This is a genomic window from Leifsonia sp. 10L418 (assembly GCF_056395445.1).
The window spans coordinates 508,568-530,679 of record NZ_JBFTJN010000002.1; the positions used below are offsets into that span (position 1 = coordinate 508,568).

Genomic DNA, 22,112 nt, shown 5'->3' on the forward strand with positions numbered 1-22,112 from the left:
GCCGCTAAACGGCACATAATTCAAGCGTTGAACTAATTCGAACTAGGGGACGAGTTGCAGCGGATCCTGTAGTAGTCGATCGCGGGCGCTCCAAATCGCGCCGAGTAGTGCGGCGTCAGCGCCGAGCGTTCCGCCCTGGGTGGCGGACTGCTCGAGAAGCACGGCGCCGGGAATGCTCGGCCGCAGGGCGGCAACTTTTGCGGCAACCGAGTCGGCCAGCGCCGCCCAGTAGCCGCCGAGCACGACCACCTCGGGGTCGAGCGCCATCACCAGCATCTGCACGGTGTGTGCGATCCAATTCGAGGCGGCATCCCAGGCGGCGGATGCGCGGGGTTCGCCCTCCAGGATGCGCCGGGTGAGCTCGTCGAGCGCGGCAGTCAAGCCGTCGGAGGCGAGCAAGTCGCTTAAGCCCACTTCCTCGAGAAGAAAGTCGGGGCCGGCGACGGTGTCGAGGCATCCGTGTTGGCCGCACCCGCAGAGTCGGCCGCCGGGAACGACGGCGAGGTGCCCGAGCGCGCCGGCGAAACCGTGCGCGCCGGTGACGGGGGAGCCATCGACGATGATCGCTCCGCCGATGCCCGAGTTGCTCTTCAGATACAGCATGGTGCGCACATCAGTGAGCTGGCTGCGTTCGGCCACCGCCGCCAGTGTGGAGTCGGCGGTCAGGCGCGCGAAATCGGGCAGGCGTGGCTCTCTGCTGCGCAGTCCGCCCACGACATCGACAGAGCCCCAGCCGAGGTCAGTGTCGGCGATCACCAATTCTGGATCGCCACCGACCGGGGCGAACACGACGATCGTAACGTCGGCCAGACGGCGGCCGCGCAACTCGTCAGAGTCGAGCGCGCGACCCAGTACGTCGGCGAACCGGTCGAGGATAAGGTCAGGCTGTCCCATCGGCCGGCCGTGGTGCTCACTGATCCGCAGGAGTGGCACGCCCGTGATCGTGGTGACGAGAGCGGTGACCTCGTCGGCATCCAGTTGCAACGCGAGAAGCGCGACCCCGTCGGCCGCAAGGCTGAGCAGAGTGAGCGGGCGGCCCTTGCCGCCGGACTCGAGAGGAGCCGCCTCACTGATCACCTGTGCGTCGAGCAGGGCAGCGGTGAGCGCGGTGACCGAGCCGCGCGTGAGGCCGGTGCCATCGGCGATCTGGCTGCGGGAACTCGGCCCATTCTCGACCAAGTAACGCGCGACGATGCCGAGGTTGTGCAGACGCACGTCGCTGCTGATCAGCGTTGCGGCAGGCTCGATGCTGTTCGCTGCGGTGCTGTGCGCGAAGGTGCCCTGACGTGCCATGGATCGAGCCTAAGCCACTGGCCAGGGCCGCACTTCACTCGCCTGGCACGGGGGCCGGCATCGAGTTTGAGTGTTGCGGTCGAGTTTGCCCGGCGGAACAGGGCAACTCGACCGCAACGCTCAAGCTCGGCGACGGTCGGTGTGGAGTTACTCCGCGATGTCGGTCTTCGCGGGCGGAGTCGAGACCTTCTTTGCGGCCGGCTTTTTCTTCGGGGCAGCGGTGGTCGCGCTGGTTATTACCTCCGCCGCAGCGGCCTTCGCCGGAGCCTTCGCGGCTAATGGCTTCTTCGTGGCCGGGGCCTTCGTCGCTGGCACCTTCGCGGCCGATGCCTTCTTTGCGGCCGGCACCTTCGGCTTCGCAGCGGTCGAGGTGGTCGACGCGACTGCAGCCGGAGCCTTCTTGACTGGCGACTTCCGTGCCGGAACAGCAGCGACAGCATCCGCCATGGGCTGAACCATCGGCATCAGGCGAGCCAGCTGGGTGACGTGACCCGGCTCGAGCTCATCGAGCGAGGCGACGCCGAGCAGCTTCATGGTGCGGCGGATCTCCTCGGAGAGGATGGCGATCGTGCGGTCGACGCCCGGACGGCCGCCGGCCATCAGGCCGTAGAGGTAGGCGCGGCCGATGAGGGTGAAGCGGGCGCCGAGGGCAACGGATGCGACGATGTCGGCGCCGTTCATGATGCCCGTGTCGAGGTGTACTTCGGTCTCGGTTCCGACCTCGCGCACCACGCTCGGCAGCAGGTGGAAGGGAATCGGGGCGCGGTCGAGCTGGCGTCCGCCGTGGTTCGAGAGCACGATCGCGTCGGCGCCGAGCTCGACGGCCAGGCGCGCGTCGGCGACCGACTGGATGCCCTTGACGACGAGCTTGCCCTTCCACTTGTCGCGGATGTAGCTCACCTCTTCGGGGCCGACGGTCGGGTCGAACATAGTGTCGATGAGCGCGGCGACGGTGCCAGACCAGCGGTCGAGGCTCGCGAAGGCGAGGGGCTCGGTGGTCAGGAAGTTGATCCACCAGGCGGGGCGGGGGAGCGCGTTCAGCACGGTCTTCGGGGTGAGGGCCGGCGGGATCGAGAAGCCGTTCTTCACATCGCGGAGGCGCGCGCCGCCGACGGGGGTGTCGACGGTGACCATCAGGGTGTCGTAGCCGGCCGCGGCCGCGCGGTCGACCAGGGCGAGCGAACGCTCACGGTCGGCCCACATGTAGAGCTGGAACCAGTTGCGTCCGTTCGGGGCCGCGGCAGCGACATCCTCGATCGAGGTGGTGCCCATGGTCGACAGTGAGAACGGGATGCCCGCGGCCTCGGCAGCGGTCGAGCCGGCGCGCTCGCCTTCGGTCTGCATCATGCGGGTGAAGCCGGTCGGGGCGATGCCGAACGGCATCGCGCTGACCTGGCCGAGCACCTCGCGGCTCGTGTCGACGTTCGACACGTCACGCAGCACCGACGGGTGGAATTCGATGTCCTGGAACGCCTGACGCGCCCGCGACAGCGAAATCTCGCCCTCGGCCGCGCCATCCGTGTAGTCGAACGGCGCCTTCGGGGTGACGCGCTTGGCGATCGTGCGCAGATCGGCGATGCTCGTCGCGCTCGCGAGACGGCGGGTGCGCGCGTTGAACTCGGGCTTCTTGAACTGCATCAGCGGCATGAGGTCGCGGGGCTTCGGGAACTGTCTCTTCACCATTGGATTACTTTCCTTCGGGGCTGGCGGTCAGGTGGGAAGTGGTCAAGTGGGTTTCCGCGTAGTAGCGGGTGATGTGGGACTGCATCGCCGTGCGGGCAAGCACGGGGTCGGCGGCGGCGATCGCGGCCAGAATTTCGCGGTGCTCGTGCATCAGGCGGGCGGATGTCACGGGCCAGGAGGTCAGGCTCGGCACGCCCGCCCGGGCATAGCCTTCGATCGCGCTGCGGAGCCCGGCCATGGTGGCAGTGATGACCTGGTTGCCCGATGCCTCGGCCAGCGACAGGTGGAATTGCGCGTCGAGGGCGAGGAACTCGGCTTCGCTGAGTCCGGGGGCTTCCATGGCGTCGAGGAGTTGGGCGGAATCGGCAAGGGCGGGGGCGGTGGGCGCGGGATCGGCTGCGGCCGCTGCTGCAGCCTCGGCCAGTTCGGTCACGATCGATGCTTCGAGCACCAGGCGGGTCTTCACGACATCGGCGACCGCAAATCCTTGCGCGGCGACCTGCAAGCGCATGAGTGCCGACATCCCGCCGCCCGGCAGCGCCACGATGATGGCGCCGGCGTTCGGGCCGGAGCCGGTCGCGGTGCGGATGAGCCCGAGCACCTCGAGCACGCGGATGGCCTCGCGCACGCTCGAGCGCCCGACACCGAGGTCGGTCGCGAGTGTGCGCTCGCCGGGCAGGCGGTCGCCGGGGCGCAGGCGGCCTTCGAGGAGGTCGCGTTCAATGCTCTCGAGCACGATTTCCCAGGCGCGGCGGTCGTCGGTCATGTGCGCCTCCTTCGCTGATGTGAGTTTGTGCTGAATTCGTGTGTGGTCGGACCACAGTGGTCAGACCACACACTCTACTGAATATGACGCCCGTGTGCACGACATTGTTGGCCACGGGAATCTTCTCGGCCAGGCTTGGTTGTTGATGATGCGCTGGTGTCAGCGGCAGTCCCTCACCGACGAAGGAGAAAAGTCATGGCAGAAACTTCAGTCAGCACGAATCGGGCCCGAATCGGCGACTCCGATCTGGAGGTGTTCCCGCTGGTGCTCGGCGGCAACGTCTTCGGCTGGACGGCCGACGAGCGGGCGTCCGTCGAGATTCTCGACTCCTTTGTCGCGGCCGGAGCAAACTTCATCGACACCGCCGACGGCTATTCGGCGTGGGAGCCCGGTCACACCGGCGGTGAGAGCGAGACGATCATCGGCAACTGGGTGTCGGCCCGCGGCAACCGCGATGACGTTGTGATTGCAAGCAAAGTCAGTACCCACCCGCAGTTCGCCGGGTTGGCGGCCGACAACATCCGTGCGGCCGCCGATGCTTCGCTCGCTCGTCTGCGGACCGACCACATTGACCTCTACTACGCCCACTTCGACGACGAGTCGGTGCCGCTCGAAGAGACGATCGGCGCGCTGTCGCAGCTCGTCGATGCCGGGAAGGTGCGCTACATCGGAATCTCGAATTACACGCCCGAGCGCATCGACGAGTGGTTCGACGTGACGGCGGCGAACGGATTCCACCGGGCCGTCGCCCTGCAGCCGCACTACAACCTGGTGGAGCGCGACTTCGAGCAGGGCCTTCGGGAGCGTGCTGCGCGCGAGAACATCGCGGTTTTCCCCTACTTCGCGCTGGCCAGCGGGTTTCTCACCGGCAAATACCGGGATGTAGCGGAGTCGGTCACCGACGGCCCGCGCGCCGAAGACGCCCGCCCCTACTTCGACGAGCGCGGTCGCCGTGTGCTCGGTGTGCTCGACGCCGTCGCCGCTGCACGCGACGTCTCGGTCGCAACAGTCTCGTTGGCCTGGTTGCGTCAGCAGCCGACGGTGGTGGCCCCGATCGCCAGCGCCCGCACTATGGAGCAGCTGCCGGACCTGCTCGCGTCGGTTGTGCTCACCCTGACGGATGCCGAACTCGGGTCGCTCGACGAGGCATCCGCCTAGCGCGCCCTCGCGTCGCGTTAGCTGCGTACAACCACGTTGGCCGGCGGCTCGCCGGCCAGCATCAGGTCGATCTGCCGACGGAGGAGGCGCGCCATCCGCGGCATCATCGCGGTGGAGGCGCCCCCCACGTGCGGGCTGATCAGCACGTTCGGCAGTGCGAAGAGCGGATGCCCGGTGGGCAGCGGCTCGGGATCGGTCACGTCGAGGGCGAGACGCAGGCGGCCGGATGTCGCGTGCGTGAGCAGGGCATCCGTGTCGGCGACCGCGCCACGTGCGATGTTCACCAGCAGGGCGCCGTCGGGCATCAACGCGAGGAACGCGTCGTCGACAAGGTGCCGCGTCGACTCGGTGAGTGGAACCCCGACGACCACGATGTCGGCCTGCGGCAGCAACTCGGGCAGTTCGTCGAAGCCGTGGATCGGGCCGCCCACATCGGTGCGCGCCGTGCGGGCAACCCGGACGACATTCGTCTCGAAGGGCAGCAGGCGCGCCTCGATGGCCTGGCCGACTCCGCCGTAACCGAGCAGCAGCACCGTGCGGTCGGCCAGGCTCTCGTGGCGGGCCGGAGCCCAGCGGCCCTCGTCCGCGGCGCGCACGAAGTCAGGGATTCCGCGCTGCGACGCCAAGATGAGCGCGAGGGTGAGCTCGGCGGTCGAGGTCTCGTGCACGCTCGCGGCATTGGCGAAAACGTGTCCGGCGGGAAGTACGGCCCCGACGCCGTCGAACCCGATCGACTGACTCTGCACGAGCCGCGTCGTCACGCCGTCGAGCTGCACGAGCCGATTCGTCGCTCCCATGTACGGCTGCACGACGATGTCGATCGCCGCGGCCGGGGCCGGCCCCGTCATGTCCCATTCGATGAGGTCGACGCCGTCGGGCACCTCGCCGAGGGCTTGGCGCAGGGCGCGTCCGGGGAGGCTGACGAGAAGACGGTTCGCGTTCATGCTCCGAGCCTAAACGGATGCGGGGTGACCGGGCGTAAGAGAGCGTCGACCTCAGGTGCTTGCGCGCCCGCATCCGCGGGCGGCAGTTGTCACCGGATGACGCAACGGTCACCGGATGACGCACAATCTGTGCGCCGTTCGGTGACACCTGCGCAATCCTTGCGTCTTATGCTGACGCCCGGGGGCGACCGGTTAGCGGGGCGAAGTCGCCGCAACGCGCGGTTGATACCGCACGGGCGCGAAGGTGCGCGCGACCAGGGCCCGCATCGACTCGAGATCTCCGGTGACCAGACCCTGCGCGCGCGCCTGAACGAGAACGTTGCCGATCGCCGTCGCCTCGACCGGGCCGGCCAGCACCGGCATTCCGAGGTGGTCGGCCGTGAGCTGGCAGAGCAGCTCGTTCTGCGACCCGCCACCGACAATGTGTACGACGTCAACGGGCCGGCCGGCGAGTTCGGCGGCGGTGCGTACAGCGGAGGCGAAGGCATCCGCCAGGCTTTCGATGATGCTCCGCACAAACTCGGCCCGACTCTGCGGAACCGGCAATGCGTGCTCGACGCAGTAGTCGGCAATGCGCGACGGCATATCGCCGGGTGCCAGAAATCGGGGGTCGTCGGCGTCGAAAACTGCGACGGGGGTGGTCACGGCGGCTGCCGCTGCGAGCACGTCGGGCAGGCTGATCGTCTCGCCGCCGCGCTCCCAACTGCGCACCGATTCGCTGAGCAGCCAGAGGCCCATCACGTTGTGCAAGAAGCGCACGCGTCCGTCGACGCCGCCCTCGTTGGTGAAGTTCGCGGCCCGGCTGGCCTCGGTCAGCACGGGGTGCTCGAGCTCCAGCCCGACCAGCCCCCAGGTGCCGCAGGAGATGTAGGCCGAGTTCTCGGACTGCATCGGAATCGCGACGACGGCGGATGCCGTGTCGTGCGACCCGACGGCGACCACGTCGAGCGGGCGGCGCGCTCCGATCTCGAAGGCGACCGCGGGCAGCAGAGTGCCGACCGTTGACCCGGCGTCGATGAGCGTCGGGAAGATGTTGCGGGGGAGGTCGAGGCGTTTGACGAGGTCGTCGTCCCACTGGCCGGCCGCGCCGGCAGCGGTTGCTCCGACACGCAATAGCCCGGTGGTTGAGGCGTTGGTGCGCTCGGCCGCCTGGGTTCCGGTGAGCCAGTAGTTCAGCAGATCGGGGATGAGCAGCATCGTGTCTGCACCGTCGAGGCCACTGCCGAGGCGCTCGGCCGTGAGCTGATAGAGCGTGTTGAACGGAAGAAACTGCAGGCCGTTGGCGGCGTAGAGCTGTGCCGGGTCGACGACAGAGTGGGCAACAGTGACACCGGCGGCCGAGCGCTCGTCGCGGTAGTGAAACGGGTTGCCGAGCATCCGGGAACCGCGCATCAGCGCGTAGTCGACGGCCCAGGAATCGACGCCGATGCTGACGATTCCGGGCTCATCGCGCAGGGCGCTGGCCAGACCGGCCACCGCATTGCGGTACAGCTCGAGCACATTCCAGTGCAGTCCGTCGATGGTGCGCACCGGATTGTTGGCGAAGCGAGCGACCTGGCGCAGGTGCAGTTCGTTGTGGCCGACGTGGCCGAGCATGACGCGTCCGCTCGTGGCGCCCAGGTCGATCGCGGCGACCGAGCCAGACGCGCTGCCGGTGCCGCGGTTGTCCGTGCTTTTGCCGCTCATGCCGCGCCGCCGCATCCGTCGCCGATGGCTTCCTCAGCGCGAACCGCGTCGAGTTTGACCGTTCCGGTCGAGTTCGCCCGGCATACCGGGGTGTCTCGACCGCAACGGTCAAACTCGGCGGAAGCGCGGGCGACCGTGCCGAGTGTGAGTGGTTCGGTAGTCGTGCCGTGTGCCGCGGAACCTGTACCGAATCGCTCACACTCGGCGCCGAATGCCCGCGCCGACTGGGGAAGCAGCGAGATCATCGGAGGAAAGCCGCCGCAACGCCGGCGTCAACCGGAATGTGCAGACCCGTCGTGTGCGACAGATCGCTGGAGCAGAGCGCGAACACGGCGTTCGCCACGTTCTCCGGCAGCACCTCGCGCTTGAGCAGCGTGCGCTGCGCGTAGTAGGCGCCCAACTCTTCTTCAGGCACCCCGTAGACCGCGGCGCGCTTGGCGCCCCAGCCGCTCGAGAAGATGCCGGAACCGCGCACCACTCCGTCGGGGTTGATGCCGTTGACCTTGACACCGTGCTCGCCGAGCTCGGCCGCGAGCAGTCGCACCTGGTGCGCCTGATCGGCCTTGGTCGCCGAGTAGGCGATGTTGTTCGGGCCGGCGAAGACCGAGTTCTTCGAGGAGATGTACACGATGTCCCCGCCGAGCTTCTGGTCGATGAGCACGCGCGCCGCGGCCCGGGAGACGAGGAACGAGCCCTTGGCCATCACGTTGTGCTGCAGGTCCCAGTCGGCGACGGTGGTCTCCAGCAGTGACTTCGAGAGCGAGAGCCCCGCGTTGTTCACGACGAGGTCAAGTCCGCCGAAGGCGAGAACTGCGGCGTCGACGGATGCCTGCACCTGGTCTTCATCGGTGACGTTCGCCTGCACGCCGATCGCGACATCGGTGCCGCCGATCTCGGCCGCAGCGGCCTGGGCGTTCTCGAGGTTGAGGTCGGCGATGACGACGCAGGCGCCTTCGGCGGCCAGGCGGGTGGCGATGGCCTTGCCGATACCGGATGCAGCACCGGTCACGAGTGCGACGCGGCTCGCGAGTGGCTTGGGCTTCGGCATGCGCGCGAGCTTGGCCTCTTCGAGAGCCCAGTACTCGATGCGGAACTTCTCGGCCTCATCGATCGGGGCGTAGGTCGAGAGGCCCTCTGCACCGCGCATGACGTTGATGGCATTGACGTAGAACTCGCCGGCCACGCGAGCGGTCTGCTTGTTCGCTCCGTAGCTGAACATGCCAACACCGGGGATCAGCACGATGAGCGGGTCGGCGCCGCGGATGGCCGGAGATGCGGCATCCGCGTTGCGGTCGTAGTAGGCCTGGTAGTCGGCGCGGTACTGCTCGTGCAGCTCCTGCAGCCGCACGATCGATTCCTCAACGGAGGCGTCGGCGGGCAGGTCGAGCAGCAGCGGGGTGACCTTGGTGCGCAAGAAGTGGTCGGGGCAGCTGGTGCCGAGCGCGCCGAGGCGCGGGTGCTCAGTGCTGGCCAGAAAGTCGAGCACCACGGCGTCGTCGGTGAAGTGGCCGACCTGCGCGCGGTCCGTCGAGACCAGGCCACGGATGGTCGGGGCCAGGGCCACGGCCTTCGCGCGACGTTCTGCCTCGGGCAGGGCGCCGTAGCCGGGCAGGGCCGGGCCGAAGGGCTCTGCCTTCGAGTTCGCCGCGATGTAGGCGGCGGCGGTGTCGATGATGTGCAGCGAATTCGCCTCAGCCTCGGCCGAGGTGTCACCCCAGGCGGTGATGCCGTGGCCGCCGAGGATGCAGCCGATGGCCTGCGGGTTCGCCTCTTTGATCGCCGCGATGTCGAGACCGAGCTGGAATCCCGGGCGACGCCACGGAACCCAGACCACTGCGTCACCGTAGATCGTCGCGGTGAGCGCTTCGCCGTCGGCGGCGGTTGCAATGGCGATGCCGGAGTCGGGGTGCAGGTGGTCGACGTGGGCCGCGTTGACGAGGCCGTGCATCGCGGTGTCGATGGAGGGCACAGCGCCACCCTTGCCATGCAGCGTGTAGTCGAAGGCCGCCACCATCTCGTCTTCGCGGTCGAGACCGGGGTAGACGTTGACGAGCGAGCGCATGCGGTCGAGGCGCAGCACCGCCAGCCCACTTTCGGTGAGCGTGCCGAGGTCTCCGCCGGAGCCCTTGACCCAGAGCAGCTCGACCGCTTCACCGGTGACGGGGTCGATCTCGGTGCCCTTGGCCGAGGTGTTGCCGCCGGCGTAGTTGGTGTTCTTGGGGTCGGCGCCGAGGCGGTTCGACCGGGCGATCAGCTCGGCCGCGGTCGGGTTCACCGCGTGCTTCAGACGTGTGGTGTCAGTCATCGTGGTGTCATTCATGAAAGCTACGCTCCCCAACTTGCCTGCTGGCCGCCCACGCGAGCGGCGGCGATTTCTTGCTGGTACCCGGATGCAGCGTAGGCCGCCAGGGGGTCGGCCGGCAGCCCCCGCGACTCACGCCACGCGGCGAGGTCGGGACGCACATCCGTGTAGAAGGCATCCATCAGGATGCCGTTGGCACCGAGAACGTCGCCGGCGTCCTGTGCTGCGGTGAGCGCAACGGTGTCGACGAGCAGCACGCGGGCCGTCATCTCCTGCACGTTCAGCACCGAGCGAATCTGGCCGGGGATCTTGTCTTCGACGTTGTGGCACTGGTCGAGCATGAACGCGACCGGGCTGTCGGCGTCGAAGCCGCGGCCGCGGTTCACCTCGTAGAGGATGCGGAACAGCTGGAACGGGTCGGCCGCACCGACGATGAGGTCGTCATCGGCGTAGAAGCGCGAGTTGAAGTCGAACGAGCCGAGCTTGCCGAGGCGCAGCAGCTGCATCACGATGAACTCGATGTTGGTGCCAGGAGCGTGGTGACCAGTGTCGAGGCAGACCATGGCCTTGTCGCCGAGCGCGGCGACCTGGGCGTAGGAGGTTCCCCAGTCGGGAACATCGGTGTGATAAAAAGCCGGCTCGAAGAACTTGTACTCGAGCACCATGCGCTGGTCGTCGCCGAGGCGGGCGTAGATCTGCTCGAGAGAGTCGGCGAGGCGGTCCTGGCGGCCGCGCAGGTCGCCCTGACCCGGGTAGTTGGTGCCGTCGGCGAGCCAGATCTTGAGGTCTTGTGAGCCCGTGGCATCCATCACGTCGATGCACTCGAAGTGGTGGTCGATGGCCTGCTGGCGAATTGCCTGATCGGTGTGGGTCAGGCTGCCGAACTTGTAGGCGTCGTTTTGAAAGGTGTTCGAGTTGACTGTGCCGATCTCGACGCCGAGGTCAGCCGCAACACCGCGGAGAGCTTCGTAGTCGTCGACCTTGTCCCAGGGGATATGCAGCGCCACCTTGGGCGCCAGCGCGGTGAGTTCGTTCACCTTCGCGGCGTCAGCGAGCTTCTCCTGAATGGTGCGCGGGGTTCCCGGGGTCGCAAAAACCTTGAAGCGGGTGCCCGAGTTGCCAAAAGCCCAGGAAGGAAGCTCGATGGCCTGCGCCTCAAGCTGAGGGGCGATGGAGGTGAAGCTGGTCATATGCGTTGTCACTTTTCTAGACGTGTCGAGGTGTGAATGAATCGTTTCAATTGGCAGTGGGGAAACACTATCCCGCGGAATGCGCCGCGTCAATCTGGTCTTCGAGGTGAAAGATCTCGTCGAGAACGAGAAAGCCTTCATCGGGCGTGGCAGCGCCCAGATCTTCGAAATACTCGGCCATCTCTGCTTGCCAACGGGCATTGACATCCGTGGCATTCATGCCGGCTTGAGCGGCGGCGAGAGAGGGGGTTTCGAAGTATCCGATGAGAAGGCCGTCTGCCCGCAGGAAGAGCGAGTAGTTGTGCCAGCCGGTGGTTTTGAGCGCGGCGAGCATCTCGGGCCAGACTGCCGCGTGACGCTCGCGGTAGGCCTCCAGGCGATCAGTTCTGACCTGCAGTTGAAAGCACACGCGCTGCATGAGGTTGATCCTTTGAACGGTGGTGTGGTGGTGGCGAAGCGGGTGGTTCAGGTGAAGCGGATGCTGCTGGTGGTGGTTGGTGACGCTGGATGAGCAACACCGTGGAGAGAAACGCGAGGGTCCGGCCGACGGACCACCTCCGCCGGCCGGACGTTCTCCATCGGTGACTTAGAAGTCGAAGTCCGCGATGTTGTCCTTGTTGAACTCGTACGGGTCGCCGAGGAGCACTACGCCGTCCTTGCCGACGGTGTACGAGCCGAGCTTGCCGGCTTCGAAGGTGTCGCCATCCTTGCCGGTGATGTCACCGACGATGAGAGCCTTGGCAGCGAACGCAGCGAGGTAGCCGAGGTCTGCCGGGTTCCACAGTGCGAACGAGGTCATGGTGCCGTCGGTGACGTAGTCGCGCAGCTGGTTCGGCGTGCCGAGACCGGTCAGAGCAACCTTGCCCTTGAAGTCAGAGGTCTGCAGGTAGCGAGCTGCTGCAGCGATTCCGACGGTCGTGGGGGAGACGATGCCCTTGAGGTTCGGGTGCGTCTGCAACAGTGCTGCCGTCTTGTCGAACGAGGTCTGGTCGTCGTCGTCGCCGTAGACGGTCTCCACGAGCGTGATGTTCGGGTGGTTCTCGGCGAGGTCGGTCTTCATGAGCTCGATCCAGGCGTTCTGGTTCGTGGCGTTGGCGCTGGCGGAGAGGATGGCGATCTCGCCGGCGTCACCGATCTGCTTGGCGATCATGTCAACCTGCACCTTGGCGATGCCGGCGGAGTCAGCCTGGTTGATGAAGACGTCGCGGTACTTGGTCTCGGTGTCGGAGTCGTAGGTGACTACCTTCACACCGGCGTCGCGCGCTTCGTTCAGTGCGTCGCCGATGGCCTTGGGGTCGTTGGCCGAGACCACGATGGCGCCGACACCCTGCTGGGTGAGGGTGTTGATGTAGCTGACCTGTGCGTCGGGGCTGGCTTCAGCCGGGCCGACCTGTGCGAAGGTTCCGCCGAACTCCTTGATGGCCGTCTCGCCGCCCTTGTCAGAGGTGTCGAAGTACGGGTTACCGAGGTTCTTCGGCAGGAAGGTGATGGCCAGGTTGGCGTCGCCGGAGCCGTCGCCCGAGCCTTCAGCGGCGGGGTTGGCTGCACAGCCGGAGGCGACGAGGGCGAAGGTCACGGCGAGAGCTGCGACAGCACCGACACGGGACTTGCCCGAGAGGCGTTTGTGAAACAACATCGTTGTTCTTCCTTTCATAGTGTGAAGCCGATGTGTGATTGCATCGACAAAAGGTGGATTACGCCTTGGCTGCGCGTCTCCGACCCCGTTTGATTCCCCCGGGTCCCTGCCGCTTTTTCTGCAGCCAGGCCAGGAAGCTTGCTGACACCACCGACAGCACCAAGAGCACTCCGGTGATGATGTTGATGACGTCGGAGGTGACGTTGGCCAGGCGCAAGGCGCTGGCGAGCACTCCGATCAGAAGCACGCCGGCGATCACGCCATGCAGTGCCCCACGGCCACCGAAAATTGAGACTCCGCCGAGCAGTACCGCGGCGATGACCTGCAGCTCCAGCCCCGTGGCGTTGTCACCACGGGCGCTGCCGAAACGCAGTGTGTAGTAGATGCCGGCGAACGCCGAGACGACGCCGGTGAGCATGAACAAGATCATCTTGGTGCGGTTCACGTTGACACCGGAGAAGGTCGCCGCATCCGGGCTCAACCCGATCGAGAAGATCCCGCGACCGAACGGGGTGAAGTGCAGCACGAGCGCGAAGATGATCGCCAGAATCACGAACGGGATCATGATCGACGGGATGCCCGTTGCACCGATCTTCGACTTGGCCAGCGTCGTCCAGAACTCATCGAAGTCGGTGACCGCTGTCGTGCCGAGGAGGCCGACGGCGAGCCCGCGGTACAGCGCGAGCGTTCCGATGGTCACCGCGAGAGACGGCAGTCCGACGACGGTGATCAGGAAACCGTTGAACGCGCCGCCGATGACGCCGACGACCAGGGCGATGAGGCCGGCAGCCGCGAGGGGGAGTCCGGCCTGGTGAAGCGTTCCAACCAGAACGCTGCTGAGGCCCACCATGCTCGCTACCGACAGGTCGATCTCACCGGTGATGATCACCAGCGTCATCGGCAGGGCGATCAGCAGAATGGGGGCCACATCGAGCAGCAGGTAGGTCATGGTGATCGGGCTGCCGAAGTTGCGCACGCTCAGCGTGGCAACGAGGATCACGATCAGCAAGAGGCCGATGACAGCGGTTTCCCGCGTGAAGAGGATGCGACGCCAGGCCGGCTGGCCATAGTCGCGGTAGACGCGGGGTGCGACCACCGGAGCCTGAATAGTTGCGGTGCTAGACATTGGAGTCGTCCCTCTCTTCCAGGAGCTTGCGGGTTTGTCGGAGCGAGAGCACGCGGTCGAGAACGATGGCGCCGATGATCAGTACGCCGACGACGGCACGCTGCCAGAAGTCGGGAACGCCGAGGATGGGGAGTGCGCGGTTGATGGTGAGCAGGAGAACGGCGCCGAGCGCGGCGCCCCAGACGGTGCCGCTGCCACCGAAGATGGCGACGCCGCCGATGACCGCCGCAGCGACGGCATCCATTTCGAAGCCGCTGCCGGCCTGCGAGTTGATGGTGCCGTAGCGGGCCGCATAGAGCACGCCGGCCAGTCCGGCCAGAGCGCCACAGGCGACGAAGGCGATCAGGATGCGCTTGGTCACGCGCAGGCCGTACAGCTCGGCTGCGGCTGGCTCAGAACCGATCGCGTAGAACTCGCGTCCGCCGCGGGTATTGCGCATGTACCAGCCGGCCGCGACGAGCACGATCAAAGCGAGGATGGTCAAGAGCGGGATCGACAGCACCGAGCTGGTGCCGAGGGCCAGGAAGTCCTTGGGCATGTCCGACGCGTTGATGCGATCGCTGCCGGCCCAGAGCACGTTGATGCCACGGTAGGCATAGAGCGTGCCGAGGGTGATCACCAGCGCCGGCACCTTCGCGAAAGCGACGAGCGCGCCGTTGATCAGGCCGAGCAGGCCGCCGAAGACGATGCCGGCGGCGAACACGACGATGATCGGGATGCCCGGGATGTCGATGAACAGTCGGCCGGTCAAGTACGCGGTGAGTCCGAGGATTGAGCCGACCGAGAGGTCGATGCTGCGGGTGATGATCACGATCGCCATGCCGACGGCCACGAGAATCAGGATCGACGGGGTGAGCAGCAGGTCGCGCCAGCCGTCGGGACTGAACAGGAAGTTGGGGTTCTTCGCCGTGGTCACCACGATCACGAGGATCAGGGCGAGCAGGATGCTCGTCTCCCTGGCGCGCAGGAACGAGTACAGGCCGAGCGTGAACCCGTTCTGTGTGCGCGCCTGGGGTGGCGTGGGGGCCGGTGTGGGGGTCAGCGTCGTGGTCACGAGTGGTGCTCCGTTGCGTGCGTCGCGGCGTACATAACTGTTTCTGAGGTGGCTTCGGCCCGGCTCAGTTCGGCGGTGAGGCGGCCTTCGCGCATGACGAGCACGCGGTCGGCCATTCCGAGAACTTCGGGGAGCTCCGACGAGATCATCAAGATAGCGAGGCCCTTGCCGGCGAGCTCGGAGAGCAGGCGGTGAACCTCCGACTTGGTTCCCACGTCGATGCCGCGGGTCGGTTCGTCGATGATCAGCACGCGCGGGTTCGTGGCGAGCCATTTCGCGAGAACGACCTTCTGCTGGTTTCCACCGCTCAAGGTGCCCACCACGGTGTCGAGCGCGTTGGTCTTCACTTCGAGGCGGCTCGCCCAGATGCGTGCCGCGGCGTTCTCGGCACGCGCGGTGAGCAGGCCGAACTTTGTCAGCTGTTTCTGGATGGCCATGGTCGTGCTGCGGGCGACGGTCGAGTCGATCACCAGGCCCTGCTTGCGACGGTCTTCGGGCACCAGTGCCAGACCGAGGCTCATCGCCGCGGCCGGGTTGCGCCGGGGGACCGGAGTGCCATTGATGCGCACCGATCCGGAGTCGTAGCTGTCGACGCCGAAGACGGCGCGGGCTATTTCGCTGCGGCCGGCTCCGACCAGGCCGGCCAGGCCGACGATCTCTCCGGCGCGCACGGTGAAGTTCACGTCGTGAAAGACGCCGGCCGAGTTCAGGCCGCTGACCTCGAGCACGGGCTCGCCGATCTCGGCCGGCTGCTTCGGAAAGAGGTCTGCGACGTCGCGTCCGACCATCCGTCGCACGATTTCGGAAACGGATGTCGACTCGATGGCATCGGTCGAGATGTACTCGCCGTCGCGCATGACGGTGATGGTGTCGCAGAGTGCGAAGACCTCGTCGAAGCGGTGTGAGATGAAGACGAGGGCGCGGCCTTCGTCGCGGAGGCTGCGGGCGACGGCGAAGAGGCGGTCGACTTCGACTCCGCTGAGTGCGGCCGTCGGTTCGTCCATGATGAGCACGCGAGCGTCGAGGGAGATGGCCTTGGCGATCTCGATGATCTGCTGGTCGGCGATGGAGAGTCCCTCGGCCGGCCGGTCAGGGTTGATGCGCACGTCGAGGCGGGCGAACAGGCCCTGCACCTCGGTACGCATCCGCTTGCGATCGATCTTGCCGAAGCGGTTGGTCGGCTGGCGTCCCATGAAGATGTTCTCGGTGACCGAAAGATCGGGAAACAGCGTCGGCTCTTGGTAGATGACGGCAATGCCGGCCGCCTTCGATTCGGCGGTCGACGTGAAGTCGACGCTGTCGCCGCGCAGCAAGAAGTCGCCGCTGTCGCGGCGGTAGAGGCCGGCGACGATCTTGACGAGGGTTGACTTGCCGGCGCCGTTTTCTCCGACCAGCGCATGGATGGAATTCATCTGCACGGTGAGGCTGGCGGACTTCAGGGCGACGACGGCACCAAATGATTTGGCAACGTTTCGAAGCTCCAGGGCAGCTGGGCCGGTGGTACTGGGGCTAATCGACATTGACGGACCTAACCTCCACATTGAGGAGTGATTGAATCGTTTTAATAATTACGAACGTCAGCAATCTACGTGGGTCGTGCGGCTCTGTCAAATTGTTGTTGGATGGCCGTCGATCCGGTGCGGCGACGCAAGTGCGAGCGCTGCGCCGGCTGCGTTCTGCGGTGCTCCCCGTCAATTGAAACCTTTCATTGACATCGGATGAATCGTTCCAATAGTGTCAAGGCACCACCACGCCCACTTCTCATCGTCGAGATCATTCGGAGACCATTCAGTGTTGATTGCCCCACGTGTCGTGTCGCTACCTCCTGTTCCCCCGCCCCGCCGACTACACCGCGGTCTCGCTGCCGGCGTGACGGCATTCGCGCTTCTTGCCGGTGGCTTCGCCGCTGGCGGCATTCCCGCATTCGCCGCGGAGAGCGCGACGATGTCGGTGTCAGACCTCCGGGCGAATGGCCTGGTCGACCCGCTGGGAACCACCGGAGAAAGCCCGGTTTTCAGCTGGAAGAACTCCTCATCCGGTCGCGGCGTCCTTCAAGACGCCTATGAGGTTCGCGTCGCGAAGAGCGAGGGCGAACTCGGATCCGCTGATATCTGGTCGACGGGCAAGGTCACCTCGGCCGAACAGCTCAACGTCGCCTACGCGGGTCCCGCGCTCGAATCGCAGACCCGCTATGTCTGGCAGGTGCGTACCTGGAACGACGGTGGCGCCGCCTCCGACTGGAGCACCGCCGCTTCGTTTGAGACCGCCATCCTGAACAACAGCGAGTGGACGGCGGACTGGATCAGCGGCGCCGGCCCCGCGAAGCAGCTCGCCCGGTGGACCGACTACACGGCATCCGTCGATTTCACCATGGACAGCCTGGTGATGGGCCTCTACGCTCGAGCTTCCGACCTGAACAACGCCTACATGTGGCAGCTCAGCGTCTCCGACGGGACGCCCCGCTTCCGTCCGCACAAGAAGGTCAACGGCGGTTTCTCGCTTCTGGAGAACAAAGACATCTCGTCGTTCATCAGCCTCGACGAACTGAAGAAGGGAACCCACAACTTCACCGTTCAATTCGCAGGCTCGACGATCATCTCGACGCTCGACGGCATTGAGATCGACCGCCGCATCGACACCAGCCTGAAGAACGGCTACGTGGGCTTCCGCCAGTCGACGGCCGTTGAGGGCCCCGAGAACGCCACCATCCACAACGTCAACGTCACCTCGTCGACCGGTGAGGTGCTGTTGAACACCGACTTCAGCAACGGAACCAACCCGTTCTCCGGCGGCACGGTGACCGATCGCGGCCTGGAGCTGAAGTCGCCAACCGAGGTCATCTTCACAGCGGTAAACCCTGACCCACTGCTGCGCAAAGAGTTCTCAGTCGGCAAGACAGTGACCAGCGCGCGCATTTACGCGTCGGCTCGCGGCACCTACGAACTGAGCCTGAACGGCGAGAAGGTCAGCGACCAGCTGATGGCGCCCGGCTGGACCAACTACAACAAGCGCATCAAGTTCCAGACCTACGACGTCACCAATATGGTCAACGCCGGCGAGAACGTGTTCGGCGCCATGCTCGCCGATGGCTGGTACTCCGGTCACATCGCCAGCTTCGGGCCGAACCAGTACGGCAACGCCACCTCGCTCATCGCTCAACTGCGACTCGACTATTCCGACGGCACCCACGAGTGGGTCAACAGCGACACCAGCTGGAAGGCTGAGGCGGGTCCGCTCGTCGAGTCCGACATGATCATGGGCGAGACCTATGACGCACGCCTGGCGCAGGACGGCTGGAACAACGTCGGCTTCGACGACTCCACCTGGACTCCCGCCTTTGTCGCCGGTACCTCGGCGACCGACAAGCTGGAGCCGCAGACCGACCAGCCCGTTCGCGTCACGGAAGTGCGCACGCCGATCGAACGCACGGAACCCACCCCGGGAACCTGGATCTACGACATGGGCCAGAACATGGTCGGTGTCGCGGAGCTGAAGCTCGACGGCATCGCCGGCTCGACCGCCACCATCCGCTACGGCGAGATGCTGAACCCCGACAAGACCCTCTACACCGCGAACCTGCGCAGCGCGAAGGCGACGGACTACTACACCTTCGCGGCCACGGGCGTCGCGACGTACACTCCGAAGTTCACCTTCCACGGCTTCCGTTACCTGGAGATCACCGGCGTTCCCACCCCGCCGACGCTGGAACAAGTCACCGGTCATGTCTGGGGCAGCGACCTGCCCGTGACGGGCAAACTCGACTCGTCGAGCAGCATGCTGAACCAGTTGCAGAGCAACATCACCTGGGGCCAGCGCGGCAACTTCTTGTCGATCCCCACCGACACCCCGGCACGCGATGAGCGTCTCGGCTGGACCGGTGACATCAACGTGTTCGCACCGACCGCCAGTTACAACCAGGACACCCTGAACTTTCTTGGCAAGTGGCTCGGTGACCTGCGCGACAGCCAGAACGACAACGGTGACATCCCCGGAATCTCACCGACGCCGGGCTGCTGCGGTGGCGGAACCGGCTGGTCAGACGCTGCCATCACGGTTCCGTACACGCTGTGGAGCACCTACGGCGACACCAAGGTCGTCGCCGACAACTACGACATGATGTCGAAGTTCATGGCCTACGTCGAAAAATCGGCCGGCGCCGGCCTCATCCGTGACACGGGTGGATACGGCGACTGGCTTCACCTCGACGATCCGACCAGCCACGCCGTTCTGGGCACCGCCTACTACTCTTTCATTTCACGTCAGATGAGCGAGATGGCGGCCGCCATCGGCAAGAGCGCGGATGCCGAGCGCTATGCCACGCTGTCGGCCGACGTTCGCAACGCATTCGTGTCGCGCTTCGTCGCCGCAGACGGCACGGTTCAGGGCAACAGCATGACCGGCTATGCCATCGCCATCGGCATGGACATGATTCCGGCCGACCAGCTCTCGGCAGTCGGCGACAAGTACGTCGCGAAGCTGGCGTCGAAGGACTTCCACCTCTCGACAGGCTTCTTGGGCACGCCCTGGCTGCTTCCGGCGCTGACAAAGACAGGTCACCAAGACTTGGCCTATCGCGTGTTGAACAACGACACCTTCCCGTCGTGGGGATACGAAGTCGTGTCCGGCGCCACCACGATGTGGGAGCGCTGGGACTCGCTGAAGCCCGACGGCACGTTCGGTGACGTGGGAATGAACTCGTTCAACCACTACGCCTATGGCGCGGTCGGCGACTGGATGTACCAGAACATCGGTGGCATCAAACCGACGGCGGCCGGCTACAAGTCGTTCGAGATCGCCCCGTCGATTGGTGGCGGGCTCACGCACGGAAGCGGCTCGTTCGCCTCGGTGTACGGCGACATCACGTCGGCGTGGACAAGCACCGACACCGGAATGACGCTGGACGTCTCGGTTCCTGTGAACACCACGGCGACCGTGCGCATCCCCGCGCTCGACAGCCACGCCGTCCTCGAGGGTGGATCGGCTCTGGCCCAAGCGGCCGGAGTGAAGGTTGTCTCCGAGGCCAACGGCCAGGTTGTTCTCGCTGTCGGTTCTGGCGATTACTCCTTCTCGAGCGACCCCGCGAACAGCGGCCTGGTCGTCGACGTGGTCGGCGCTGTCGACGCGCTGCCCGGCACCCCGGTGAAGGGCGTCGTTCGCGTCACCAACACCGGTTCCACAGTGGTCAAGGGACTCACGGCGGGCCTCACGGTCTCGGGCAACCTCGAGATCGACCCGACGTTGGTTTCGCAGCCGACTCTTGCCGTGGGCGCGACCGTCGAACTGCCGTTCGCGATCACGGTACCGGTGACGACTCCTGCCGGTCCGATCTCCGTGACGGCGGATGTCAGCGCAATCGTCGGCGGGGAGGCTCGCCAATTCCAGATTGTCAAGGCCGTCGGCACGGTGCTGCCGGCGATCAGGTTCGACCAGGTCACCACGGTTCTGAGCGAGGGAGACCCCCTTGAGGTGGCGACCGTGACGTCTGCGGTGTCGAACGCCGCGGCATCCGCGGTCACGGGACGCTTCGTGGTCGATGTACCGGCCGGTTGGTCGACTCCTGCGCCGTCGCGCACGGTGACGGTCAAGCCCGGAAAGTCGGTGACCGCCGACGTGGTGGTCGCGATTCCGCTCGCGGTGACGGCGGGCGACAACGCGCTCTCTGTTCGATTCGTTCACGATTCGAACGTGCTGGCGGCCTCGAGCACCGCGGTCACCGTCGCGCTTGCGACGCCGCCCGCTGCGTTCACGGATCACGTCGACTTCGGTGATGGTCCGTCGGAGTCGGCACACGCGGTGAAGACGTCGGGAGACGGCGGAACCACGGTCGAAGCCGGCCTCACCCGCCGCTACTCGGGCCTCGGCAAGGTGGGTTCGTGGTTCTCGGCCGACCTCAAGGTCACGCCGGGCGAGCCATTCCTGGTGCGCGGCATCGAAACCTACGACTCGGCACAGCTGAAGTCGTACGACATTCTCGTCAACGGCGAGCAGATTGACGAGCGTCTCTACCAGCGCACCGCTGGTGGAAACGGTCTCGTCACCTTCCAGCTGCTCGTCGATGCGACGTATGCGGCGAGCGACACCGCCACGGTGCAGTTCCGATTCAACGGCAAGGGGTCGCATGACCCGTCGCTGGCGGATGTCTGGACGATGCCGGTTCCGGCCGACAGCATCGCGCCGTCGGTCGATGTCGAGGTGTCGAACCTCGGCGTGACCGGTTGGTACCTGGCCGGTGCCACTGCAACGCTCACCTCCAGCGACGCTCGTAGTGCGGTCGCGTTGGTTGAGTACCGTTTGAACTCGAAGGCTGCCTGGACGGTGTACTCCGCACCGGTCGTGCTCGCCGACGGGATCCACGAGTTCAGCTACCGCGCCACCGACACGGCCGGCAATGTGAGCACGGTGCGCACCGAGTCGCTCAAGGTCGACGGCACGGCTCCGTCTGTCTGGGGTTGGCTCGGCGAGAACGGCCGCATCATCGCGCTCGGCCAGGACGGCGGGTCGGGTGTTGATCACCTGGAGTACTCCGTCGACGGCTCCAGCTGGGTGCGTTCGCTCTCTGGCCTGCTTGGTGTGAGCACGATGAACGATTCGGTTCAGGTGCGCACAGTGGACAAGGCCGGCAACATCGGAATTGTCTCCGTGTTGAAGGCCAGCACGTTGCCGCCGAAGTTGACGATCACGCCCGGTCAGCACACGGCGGTCGAGGCCAGCGGGTTCAAGCCCGGCCAGAAGGTGACGATCGAGTTGCACTCCGAGCCGTTCGCGCTCGGCACGGCTGTGGCCGATTCGCTCGGTGTCGTCACGGTGGCGAACACAATTCCGGCCGACTTCGAGCAGGGGTCGCATGACCTCGTCTTCACCGTGGCGCCGGTTGACCCCGGCACCGACCCTGGCACCGACCCTGGCACCGATCCCGGAACCGATCCGGGGACCGACCCCGAGACCGATCCGGGAACTAATCCGGGAACCGATCCCGGCAACGGCAACGGCAACGGCAACGGCGGCGCAAGCAAGCCCGACCTCAGCATCCCGGCCGAGGTTCTGGCTTCCACCGGTACCGAGCTCAGCCCCTGGCTGCTGCTCACCGTGTTGCTGATTGCAGCTGGCGGCACCTTGGTGTTCGTTCGCAACCGGCGCACGCGGTTGGCTGCGACACCGAATGAGGCACGTCACACCGACGCCTAGCCCGCAGCGTGACCCGCGCGACTCTCGGCCGACGTTTTTCGGCCGGCCGGGAGTCGTGCTCCACCTCTTTCTCTTCCTCTCTTCTCCGT

Annotated in this window: 13 protein-coding genes and 1 pseudogene; 2 read left to right on the top strand and 12 right to left on the bottom strand. The window is 66.0% G+C overall.

The genetic code is table 11. The features are described from left to right. Nucleotides 1-42: 42 nt before the first annotated feature. From AC1DCF_RS05810 to AC1DCF_RS05820, 3 genes and pseudogenes are all read right to left on the bottom strand, one after another. The gene (locus AC1DCF_RS05810) at nucleotides 43-1,293 is read right to left on the bottom strand and encodes an ROK family protein (RefSeq protein WP_477210198.1); all 1,251 of its coding nucleotides are present in this window, start codon (nucleotides 1,291-1,293) and stop codon (nucleotides 43-45) included. Between the two features lie 456 nt (nucleotides 1,294-1,749). Beyond that, nucleotides 1,750-2,976, bottom strand: a pseudogene (locus AC1DCF_RS05815) (alpha-hydroxy acid oxidase); the annotation flags it as partial. A 4-nt stretch (nucleotides 2,977-2,980) separates the two neighbouring features. Beyond that, nucleotides 2,981-3,742, bottom strand: coding sequence for a FadR/GntR family transcriptional regulator (locus tag AC1DCF_RS05820; protein ID WP_477210199.1), 762 nt, complete (start codon nucleotides 3,740-3,742; stop codon nucleotides 2,981-2,983). A 195-nt stretch (nucleotides 3,743-3,937) separates the two neighbouring features. Between AC1DCF_RS05820 and AC1DCF_RS05825 the strand changes: the two genes are divergently transcribed. Then, nucleotides 3,938-4,900 carry an aldo/keto reductase gene (locus tag AC1DCF_RS05825; RefSeq protein WP_477210200.1) on the top strand — a complete coding sequence of 321 codons (963 nt, stop codon included), beginning with the start codon at nucleotides 3,938-3,940 and terminating at the stop codon, nucleotides 4,898-4,900. A gap of 17 nt (nucleotides 4,901-4,917) precedes the next feature. Here the strand turns inward: AC1DCF_RS05825 and AC1DCF_RS05830 are convergent, their stop codons facing one another. From AC1DCF_RS05830 to AC1DCF_RS05870, 9 genes are all read right to left on the bottom strand, one after another. After that, on the bottom strand, nucleotides 4,918-5,844 hold the full coding sequence (locus AC1DCF_RS05830) for a 2-hydroxyacid dehydrogenase (RefSeq protein WP_477210201.1): 927 nt from the start codon (nucleotides 5,842-5,844) through the stop codon (nucleotides 4,918-4,920). 192 nt (nucleotides 5,845-6,036) lie between these two features. After that, nucleotides 6,037-7,530, bottom strand: coding sequence for a rhamnulokinase (locus AC1DCF_RS05835; protein ID WP_477210202.1), 1,494 nt, complete (start codon nucleotides 7,528-7,530; stop codon nucleotides 6,037-6,039). 241 nt (nucleotides 7,531-7,771) lie between these two features. After that, entirely contained in the window at nucleotides 7,772-9,835 is a 2,064-nt protein-coding gene (locus tag AC1DCF_RS05840; RefSeq protein WP_477210203.1) for a bifunctional aldolase/short-chain dehydrogenase, read from the bottom strand. A gap of 20 nt (nucleotides 9,836-9,855) precedes the next feature. Continuing rightward, nucleotides 9,856-11,022, bottom strand: a complete 1,167-nt coding sequence (rhaI, locus tag AC1DCF_RS05845) for an L-rhamnose isomerase (protein ID WP_477210204.1) — start codon at nucleotides 11,020-11,022, stop codon at nucleotides 9,856-9,858. Between the two features lie 67 nt (nucleotides 11,023-11,089). After that, on the bottom strand, nucleotides 11,090-11,440 hold the full coding sequence (locus AC1DCF_RS05850; RefSeq protein ID WP_477210205.1) for an L-rhamnose mutarotase: 351 nt from the start codon (nucleotides 11,438-11,440) through the stop codon (nucleotides 11,090-11,092). A 168-nt stretch (nucleotides 11,441-11,608) separates the two neighbouring features. After that, entirely contained in the window at nucleotides 11,609-12,658 is a 1,050-nt protein-coding gene (rhaS, locus tag AC1DCF_RS05855; RefSeq protein WP_477210206.1) for a rhamnose ABC transporter substrate-binding protein, read from the bottom strand. Between the two features lie 58 nt (nucleotides 12,659-12,716). Continuing rightward, nucleotides 12,717-13,784, bottom strand: coding sequence for an ABC transporter permease (locus tag AC1DCF_RS05860; RefSeq protein ID WP_477210207.1), 1,068 nt, complete (start codon nucleotides 13,782-13,784; stop codon nucleotides 12,717-12,719). Continuing rightward, on the bottom strand, nucleotides 13,777-14,838 hold the full coding sequence (locus tag AC1DCF_RS05865; protein WP_477210208.1) for an ABC transporter permease: 1,062 nt from the start codon (nucleotides 14,836-14,838) through the stop codon (nucleotides 13,777-13,779). The genes AC1DCF_RS05860 and AC1DCF_RS05865 overlap by 8 nt, the downstream gene beginning before the upstream one ends. Further along, a complete protein-coding gene (locus AC1DCF_RS05870) occupies nucleotides 14,835-16,358 on the bottom strand; it encodes a sugar ABC transporter ATP-binding protein (protein WP_477210209.1) in 1,524 nt (507 codons plus the stop codon). The genes AC1DCF_RS05865 and AC1DCF_RS05870 overlap by 4 nt, the downstream gene beginning before the upstream one ends. A 349-nt stretch (nucleotides 16,359-16,707) precedes the next feature. On the opposite strand from AC1DCF_RS05870, the gene AC1DCF_RS05875 reads away from it, so the two are divergent. After that, entirely contained in the window at nucleotides 16,708-22,023 is a 5,316-nt protein-coding gene (locus AC1DCF_RS05875) for a family 78 glycoside hydrolase catalytic domain (protein ID WP_477210210.1), read from the top strand. The last annotated feature ends 89 nt before the right edge of the window (nucleotides 22,024-22,112 follow it).